The sequence below is a fragment of the Halolamina salina genome, from assembly GCF_042678005.1.
Classification (GTDB): Archaea; Halobacteriota; Halobacteria; order Halobacteriales; family Haloferacaceae; genus Halolamina; species Halolamina salina.
In genome coordinates this window covers 21,735-30,035 of record NZ_JBHUDH010000130.1, presented here as the reverse complement: position 1 = coordinate 30,035, position 8,301 = coordinate 21,735, and the positions used below count along the sequence as shown (strand labels likewise).

Below are 8,301 nucleotides of genomic sequence, written 5' to 3'. Positions count from 1 at the left end.
GCCGAGGGTCCGCTGACCGAGCGGCTCCTGACCGCCTTGACCGCCGGGGAGGACGCGGGCGGCGACAAGCGCGGCCACTCCTCGGCGGCGATCCTGATCAAGGCGCCCCAGACCACCGCGTTCCACGACCTCCGCGTGGACGAACACGAGAATCCGGTCGAAGAACTCCGCCGCGTGTACGAGGCGGCCGTGGAGGCCAGCGACGGGTTCAGCGAGTCGTCGAAAGAACGGATCTTCGACTGATCAGTCGAGTTCGGCGGCGGGGTGCTCCGGGTCGATCCGGTGACACGCCGCCGTCCGGTTCGACGCCGGCTCGACGACCCGCGGCGCCGACTCGACACAGGGCGAACTGAACGCCCCAACCGTCTCGGCGGCGGCGTCCTCGTCGCCCCTGACGACCTGTTTTGCGGCCGTCCGCACCGTCTCGGCCGCGGGGTCGGGCAGCGACTCGATCTCGCCGGGCAAGGCCCCCTCGATCAGTCGCGCCGCCACATCGTCGTCGGTCACGTCGTCGGACTCGGCTTCGAGCCGGTCACGGACTGCATCGGGGTCGAGTTCGCCGTTCTCGACGCGGTTCCGGAACGTGAACGCCCGGCGGAACGCCGGCTGATCCCCGGACCAGTCGTCGCCCGGGATCACCTCCGGACAGCGAGTGTGGAACCGGCAGCCCTCGGGCGGATCGATCGGTGAGGGGACCGTCCCTTCGAGGAGGATGCGGTCCTCGCGGGCCGCGGGGTCGATCCGGGGCACCGCCGACAGCAGCGACTTGGTGTAGGGGTGTTTCGGGTTCTCGAACAGTTCCTCGACCGGCGCGGTCTCGACGATTTCGCCGAGGTACATCACCGCGACCCGGTCGGCCACCTGGTGGACGACCGAGAGGTCGTGGGTGATCATCAGGATCGACAGCCCGAGCTCGTCCTGCAGATCGTCCAGTAGCTGGAGGATCTGGGCCTGCACGCTCACGTCGAGCGCGCTCACGGGCTCGTCGGCCACGATCATCTCCGGCTCGACGGAGAGCGCGCGGGCGATGCCGACGCGCTGCTGCTGGCCGCCGGAGAACTGGCCGGGGTAGCGGTCGACGTGGGCCGCCTTGAGGCCCACTCGCTCCAGTAGCTCCTCGGCGCGTTCACGCCTGTCGGCGTCGTCGTCGCCGATGTCGTGGACCTCCATCGGCGCGGTCACGATGTCGCCGACGGTCTGGCGCGGGTTCAGCGACGCCAGCGGGTCCTGGAAGATCATCTGCATCCGCCGGCGGTATTTGCGCATCTCGCGGTCGGACAGCCCCGTGAGCTCGTCGCCGCGGAACCGGATCGAGCCGCCGGTGGCCGAGTGGAGGTTCAGCAGCGTCTGCCCCAGCGTCGACTTCCCGCAGCCGGACTCGCCGACGACCGCGAGCGTCTCCCCCTCGTGAAGTTCGAGGTCGACGCCGTCGACGGCGCGGACCAGCCCGCCCCCGCCGAGCAGCCGGTCGAGGAAGCCGTCGGACTGATCGAAGTGCTTCTTCACGTTCTCGGCCGCGAGCAGGGGGTCGTCGCCGCTCATAGCTGCTCCCCCTCCGGGCCGCGCCGGAGACAGGCGGCCTCGTGATCGTCGTCCGGCTCGCCCACGTCACGGAACTCCGGATCGACTTCGAAACACTCCCGGTTCGACTCCGGACAGCGCGGCGCGAAGTGACAGGCGTAGGGGATGTCGATCAGGTCGGGGACGTTCCCCTCGATCGGCTGGAGATCGCGGTCGGCGTCCTCCAGCCGGGGCGTGCTCGCGATCAGCCCCTGCGTGTAGGGGTGCTCCGGCGAGGAGAACAGCGTCTCGGTCTCGGCGCGTTCGACGATCTCGCCGGCGTACATCACGTTCACGCGGTCGCAGGTCTCCGCGACCACAGCGAGGTCGTGGGTGATAAGCAGGATCGAGGTGTCGAACGCGTCCTTCAGCCCCTCGAGTTCGTCGAGGATCTGGGCCTGAATCGTCACGTCGAGCGCGGTCGTCGGCTCGTCGGCGACCAGCAGGTCCGGCTCGCAGGACAGCGCCATCGCGATCATCGCGCGCTGGCGCATCCCGCCGGAGAACTGGTGGGGGTAGTCCGTCGCCCGCGCGTCTGGCTCGGGGATCTCGACGGCCTCGAGCATCTCGATCGCGCGGCGCCACGCCTCGCCGTTCTTGGCGGCGCCGACGATCTTCCGTTTCATCTCGGCCGACAGCGACACCGACTCACCGACGTCCTGGTGGAGCCGGACGGTCTCGGCGATCTGTTCGCCCACGCGGAGCGTGGGGTTGAGGCTGTTCATCGGGTCCTGGAACACCATCGAGATGTTGCCGCCGCGGATCGACTCCCGCTCGGCCTCGGACATCTCGAGCAGCGACTCGCCGTTGAACAGAACGTCGCCGCCGGCGATCTCGCCGGGCTCCTCGACGATGCCGACGACGCTGTCGGCGAGCACGCTCTTGCCGGAGCCGGACTCGCCGACGAGGCCGACGATCTCGCCGGACTCGATCGTGAGGTCGACGCCGTCGACGGCCTTCACGACGCCGCGGTCGGTCGGGAACTGCGTCTGCAGGTCGCGGACTTCGAGCACTGGATCGCTCATCTCAGTTCACCTCCTCCTCGGAGATGTCGAACGCGTCCCGAAGCCCGTCGCCCAGCGTGTTGAACGCCAGGACGGTGACCATGATCGCCAGCCCGGGCATCACGGAGATCCACCACGCCCGCGAGATGAACTGCCGACCGTCGGAGATCAGCAGCCCCCACGTCGGCGTGGTGGGCTTGACACCCAGCCCGAGGAAGGACAGCCCTGCCTCCGCGAGGATGGCGAAGGGGATCATCAGCGTCGCCTGCACGATCAGCGGCGCCACCGCGTTGGGGAGCATCTCCTTGAACATGATGCGGGCGTCGTTCATCCCGACCGCGCGGGCGGCGGTGATGTACTCCTCCTCGCGTATCGACAGCACCTCGCCGCGGATGATGCGGGCGAAGTCGTCGATGAACGCGATCCCGATCGCGAGCACGACGTTGGTGACGCCGAGCCCGCCCATCACCGCGATGATACCCACCCCCAAGATGATCTCGGGGAACGCCCACTGGAAGTCGATGTAGCGCATCACGACGCTGTCGACCCAGCCGCCGTAGAAGCCGGCCAGGATGCCGAGCGTCGTCCCGACGCTGAAGGCGAACGCCACCGTCGCGAGCGCGACCAACAGCGAGACGCGCGCCCCGTAGATGATCCGGGTGAGGATGTCGTGGCCGAATGAGTCGGTGCCGAGGTAGTGGGTGACCGTCTCCGTCTGCCCGTCGCCGTCGAAGTCGCCGGCCGACTGGCTCATCGGCTCCTGCATGAAGCCGAACTGCTCCTCGGGACCGTGGGGCGCGACAAAGGGCGCGAACGCCGCCACGAGCACCAGCAGCACGATCGCGATCGCGCCGGCGAGTGCGAGCTTGTTTGCCCGCAGCGCCTCGACGATCCGGGCGCCGGTGGACTTGTGCTCCTCGACGGTCTCCTCGACGTCGTACTCGGGGGGCACCTCGCCGACGCCGAACTCGCCGTCGTTGCGGGCGTAGGAGGGACCGTCGGTCACGCCTGGTCACCCCCGTACTGGACCCGCGGATCGATTGCCGTGTAGGCGATGTCGACGATGAGATTCATGAACACGAATATACCGGAGATCAGCAGGATGGTGACCTGGGTCACCGGGTAGTTACGCTCCAGGATGGAGTTGACCAGCAGCCGACCCAGCCCCTGGATGCCGAACACGATCTCGACCGTGACCGTGCCGCCGAGCACCAGCGCGAGCTGGATCCCCGCGATCGTCACCACCGGCATCAGGGCGTTCTGGAGCGCGTGCTTGTACAGCCGCACGTCGCTTCTGACGCCCTTCGCCAGCGCGGTCCGCATGTACTGTTCGTCCAACGTCTCGATCAGCGACGACCGCATCATCCGGGTGACGCCGGCAGCGTACGGCAGGCCGACGGCGATCCCCGGGAGGGTGATGCTCTTGAGCCACGGCACGAACCCCTCCGACAGCGGCGTGTAGCCGACGACGGGGAACCAGCCCAGCCAGACGCCGAACACGATCGCCAGCAGGATCCCGACGAAGAAGGCGGGCATCGAGATGCCGAGGAACGCGGCGATCGTCGCGGCGTAGTCGGCCGGCTGGTGGCGCCGTGTCGCGCCGAGGACGCCGGCCGGGATCGACACTGCGAGCCCGAGCAGCACGCCGAACAGCGCGATCGAGAGGGTTCTCGGCGCCGCCTGGGCGATCAGCGAGCCAACCTCCGCGCCGGAGGTGATGCTGGTGCCGAAGTCGCCCACGAACATGCCGGTCAGCCAGTCGACGTACTGGACCGGCAGCGGCTCGTCCAGCCCGAGCTCCTGTCGGAGCGACGCCACGGCCTCCGGCGTCGCTTCCTGCCCGAGCATCGCACGGACAGGCCCGCCCGGGATCGACCGCAGCCCGAGGAACACCGTGGTCGCCACCAGCCACATGACGAACAGGGCGTGAGCGACGCGTTTCGCGATGTATCGCCACATCGATTACTCGTCGAGGTACACCGTGTGGAAGTAGCGCAGACCGGGGATGTGCTGGAACCCCTGGACGCTGGTGCTGACGCCCGCGATGTCGTCTTGGTGGTGGAGGTAGGCGTGGGGGACATCCTGAATCAGCTTGTCTTCGAGCTCCCAGAGCACCTCGCGGCGCGCGTCGCGGTCGACGGTCCCGCGCTGCTCGGCCAGCAGCTGGTGGACCTCCTCGTCGACGTGGTTGACCCAGTTCCAGACGCCGCCCTCGTCGGGCAGGCGGTAGAAGTTCCAGAGCGACTGGTCGGGGTCGGGGTCGATAACGCTGCCGGAGATGGTCGTGTCGTACTCCCCCTCCTCGTAGCGGGTCCAGTACGTCGACGACGTGACCTGATCGATGCTCACGTCCAGCCCGGCGTTGTTGAGCTGGTTCCGCATCGCCTCGGCGGCGCGGAGGTTGCCGGAGTTGGCGAGGATCGAGAAGCTGGCGCCGTCGGCGCCGGCGTCCTCGAGCAGCTGCTTCCCCTCCTCGGGGGCGTACTGCTGGTCGCTGGGCTTCTCGCCCTCCTCGCGCCAGACCCATGCGGTCCCCTTGTTGAGTACGCCGGTGTCGGCCAGCGCGTTGCCGAAGAACGCGGAGTCGACGAACGCCTGGTTGTCGATCACCTTCGCGATCCCGCGGCGGACCTGTCGGTCGCCGAACGGCTCGCGCTCCTGATTCATCGCGAACCCGGTCCAGTTGATGCCCGGCTTGGAGTCGACCCGCGCGTTCTGGGCGTCCTCGATCTGCTGGAGGTTCTGGAGCGGGAGCATGTTCGCGAAGTCGATGTCGCCCGCCCGGAGCGCGTTGACGATCGACGCCGGCTCGGGGATCGGCTGCACGTCGATCCCGTCGAGGTAGGGGAGCTGGTTCCCGTTCTCGTCGGTCTCGAAGTAATCGTCGTAGGCGTCGAGGGTCACGCCGCTACCGACCTCGTGCTCGGTGACCTGGAACGGCCCGGTGCCGACCGGCGTGACGCCGTACTGGTCGGCGCCCATCTCCTCGATCGCGGTCTGGTTCACGATCGTCGCGGCGCGGCCGGGGCCGCGGGTCAGGTAGATCAGCGCGACCGCGTTCGGCTCCTCGAACCGGAGGGTGACCTCGTAGTCGCCGACGACCTCGACGCCGCCGTCGTCGACCGGCTGGAGCGACGACAGCTTCGAGGCGGCGGGCGCCTCTTCCTGAATGGTGCGGTTGATCGTGTAGCGGACGTCCTCCGCGGTGAACTGCTCGCCGTTGTGGAACGTCACGTCGTCGCGGAGCTGGAACGTGAACGTCGCGCCGTCGTCCTCGACGGTCCAGTCCTCGGCTAGATCGCCCCGGACCGTGAGGTCGGGCTTCAGCGTCGTCAGCCCGTTGAACACGTTCGAGGCGAGCTGGAAGTACTGCCCGACGCTGATGTACGGCGGATCCATCTGTTCGATCGCGCCCGTGTACCAGCCGGCCTGGAGCCGGCCGCCGAACTGGTCCTCCGACGGCGGCGTCGCGGTCGGGCTCGCCGTCCCGTCGTCGGTCCCGCCCTCAGTCGGGGTTTCGGTGCCGTCGCCGCCGGTACAGCCGGCCAGTCCGCCCAGCCCGGCCGCACCGAGCAGGGATATCGCGGTTCGCCTGTCGATTTCAGGCCCGCTCAGTGCCTCGTCGGTCCACTCGGTATCGGGTGCCATAGTCCTGTGTGTGTGTATTTACCACATCCCCATGAGTCTCACCCCAAATATATCCGGCGTACAGCCGAAAGCCGCTTCCGGGTCGACGCCGACGGACGAGTATGCGCGAAGTCGTGCTCCGGATCCGCCACCGCGGCGAGCCCGAACAGACGGTGTCGGCGGCGTTCCCCGACGTGACGATGCGGTCGGTGTCGTCGATGACCGGACGGGGGGACACCCGTCGGCGCATCATCGAACTCGTCGGCGACGCCGACTCGATCCCAAAGTTCATCGAGCAGTTCCGCGAGACCGAGCCCGTCACCGAAGCCGAGCCGCTGTCGGCGCTCGGCGGAGAGCGCGTGTACGTCTCGATGACGGTCGACGTGAGCAAGTGGGACAGCATCTCCGAACGGCTCTCGGACATGGGGATCCACTACCGGATGGGGACGACGATCTCGGATGGGTGGGAGCGCTGGACGATCTACCTCGAGGATCCCGACCGGCTCACCGAGATCATCGAGCGGATCGAGGGGTGGGGGAACGACGTACGGCTCGAACGCAACGTGGAGCTGAGCCAGCTCACGATGGAGCCACAGCTCGACGCCTCGAAGCTGCTGACGGTGCTCACCCCGCGACAGCGGGACGCGCTCCGGGCCGCGATCGAGTCCGGCTACTACGGCGTCGACCACGACACCACCGTCGAGGAGATCGCCGAGGAGCTCGGCGTCTCACGCACGACGGCGTGGGAGCATCTCGCCCGCGCCGAAGAGAAGGTGATGGAGGAGGTCGGCGGCCACCTCTACTGACGATCGGTGACGACGTTCAGCGGACGACCGTCACCGGGCAGGGGGCGCGGCGGACGACTTTCTCGGCGACGCTGCCAAGCAGGACGCGCGTGACGCCCGTCCGGCCGTGGCTGCCGATCACGATGTGGTCGACGCCCTCCTCGTCGGCGTAGTCGACGATCGCCCGGGCCGGCCGGTCGGTGACGCGGACGGTGTCGATCTCACGGTCGTGCTCGGCGGCGCGCTCGACGGCATCGTTGAGGATGTCGTCGGCGCGCTCGTTGGCCTGCTTGATCCACTCGCCGGGGTAGCCGCCGGCGTCGGGACCGGGCGTCGTGCTGTAGCCGGCCGCGATGGGGTCGACCGCGGTCAGTGCGACGATCTCCCCCTCGGGGAACGTCTCGAGTGCGTGATCGAGCGCGCTGTTGGACTGAGGCGATCCGTCTACGGGGACGAGTACGGTTTCGGACACGGCTGTGCGGTCGGCTTCACGGGGCGAAAAACTACCGGCCGTCGGCGCGGCGTTCGTTGGGTTTCAGTTCGACAGAGCCACGGCATCGCGCTCGGAGCCGACGGCACAGAGGCCGTCGGCGCTCGCTCGCCGTGGTTTAGTACGACAGAGCCACGGCATGGGTTCCGTCGCTGCGACACGGAGGTCGCAGCAGGTCACTCGCCGTGGCTCAGTAGGGCCACCGCCCGCCCATCTTCAACTCCTGCACGTACCCCTCGTCGATCGCGTCACGGGTCTCCTCGCGGCTGCGGGACTCGACCTCGAACTCGTCCTGTGCGGCCCGGTACGCCGCCTCCGTCACCAGCGTCGCCACGTCCCGGAGGTCTCGGGAGTCGAGTTTGTCCAGCGTGTCGGCGTGGGTGTGCCCCCAGCCGCGGCCGGACTGGTCGGAGGTGGTGCCGGTCATCGTCGCCGGCACGCCCTCCTGCACGAACGCCCACTGATCGCCGTGGGGGGAGATGGTCGACCCCGTCGAGATCGGGGCGTCGAAGTCGGCGGCGACCGAGCGGAACAGCTCCCCGAGCTCGTCGAACCCGTTCGTGCCGACACGGAGGTTTCGGGAACTACAGGCGCCGTCGAGGTTGATTACGCACTTCACGTTCGAGAGGTCGGTCGTCTCCGCGCAGTGGTACGCGCCGCGCAGGCCGATCTCCTCGGAGCCGAACGTGACCAGCCGAACGCGGCTGTCGAGGTCGTCGTCGACCTGCGAGAGCAGCCGGCCGACCTCGGCGACGAGCACCGAGCCGGCGCCGTTGTCGTTCGCGCCCTCCGCGATGTCGTGGGCGTCGACGTGGGCGGTCACGAGCACCTCGTC

At 68.5% G+C, this 8,301-nt stretch carries 9 protein-coding genes; 2 read left to right on the top strand and 7 right to left on the bottom strand.

Annotated features, from left to right (window positions below; translation table 11 throughout):
- On the top strand, positions 1–243 hold a 243-nt coding region (locus ACFR9S_RS11415), incomplete at its 5' end, for a DUF1028 domain-containing protein (protein ID WP_379818696.1).
- Here ACFR9S_RS11415 and ACFR9S_RS11410 read toward each other — a convergent pair.
- From ACFR9S_RS11410 to ACFR9S_RS11390, 5 genes are read right to left on the bottom strand one after another with little or no spacing between them, the layout of a single operon-like run.
- Positions 244–1,542 (bottom strand): ABC transporter ATP-binding protein, encoded by a 1,299-nt coding sequence (locus ACFR9S_RS11410; RefSeq protein WP_379730929.1) that lies wholly within the window; start codon positions 1,540–1,542, stop codon positions 244–246.
- Positions 1,539–2,585: an ABC transporter ATP-binding protein gene (locus ACFR9S_RS11405; RefSeq protein ID WP_379730928.1), complete on the bottom strand. Its 1,047-nt coding sequence runs from the start codon at positions 2,583–2,585 to the stop codon at positions 1,539–1,541. The genes ACFR9S_RS11410 and ACFR9S_RS11405 overlap by 4 nt, the downstream gene beginning before the upstream one ends.
- Position 2,586: 1 nt before the next feature.
- Entirely contained in the window at positions 2,587–3,570 is a 984-nt protein-coding gene (locus ACFR9S_RS11400; protein ID WP_379730927.1) for an ABC transporter permease, read from the bottom strand.
- Entirely contained in the window at positions 3,567–4,523 is a 957-nt protein-coding gene (locus ACFR9S_RS11395) for an ABC transporter permease (protein ID WP_379818695.1), read from the bottom strand. Before ACFR9S_RS11395 ends, ACFR9S_RS11400 begins: the two co-directional genes overlap by 4 nt.
- Before the next feature lie 3 nt (positions 4,524–4,526).
- Positions 4,527–6,212 carry an ABC transporter substrate-binding protein gene (locus ACFR9S_RS11390; RefSeq protein ID WP_379730925.1) on the bottom strand — a complete coding sequence of 562 codons (1,686 nt, stop codon included), beginning with the start codon at positions 6,210–6,212 and terminating at the stop codon, positions 4,527–4,529.
- Positions 6,213–6,313: 101 nt separating this feature from the next.
- On the opposite strand from ACFR9S_RS11390, the gene ACFR9S_RS11385 reads away from it, so the two are divergent.
- Complete coding sequence (locus ACFR9S_RS11385) at positions 6,314–6,997, top strand: helix-turn-helix domain-containing protein (RefSeq protein ID WP_379730924.1); 684 nt, start codon at positions 6,314–6,316, stop codon at positions 6,995–6,997.
- Positions 6,998–7,013: 16 nt separating this feature from the next.
- Here the strand turns inward: ACFR9S_RS11385 and ACFR9S_RS11380 are convergent, their stop codons facing one another.
- Complete coding sequence (locus ACFR9S_RS11380) at positions 7,014–7,448, bottom strand: universal stress protein (protein ID WP_379730923.1); 435 nt, start codon at positions 7,446–7,448, stop codon at positions 7,014–7,016.
- A gap of 208 nt (positions 7,449–7,656) precedes the next feature.
- The coding region (locus ACFR9S_RS11375; RefSeq protein ID WP_379818694.1) for a M28 family metallopeptidase at positions 7,657–8,301 on the bottom strand (645 nt) is incomplete at its 5' end.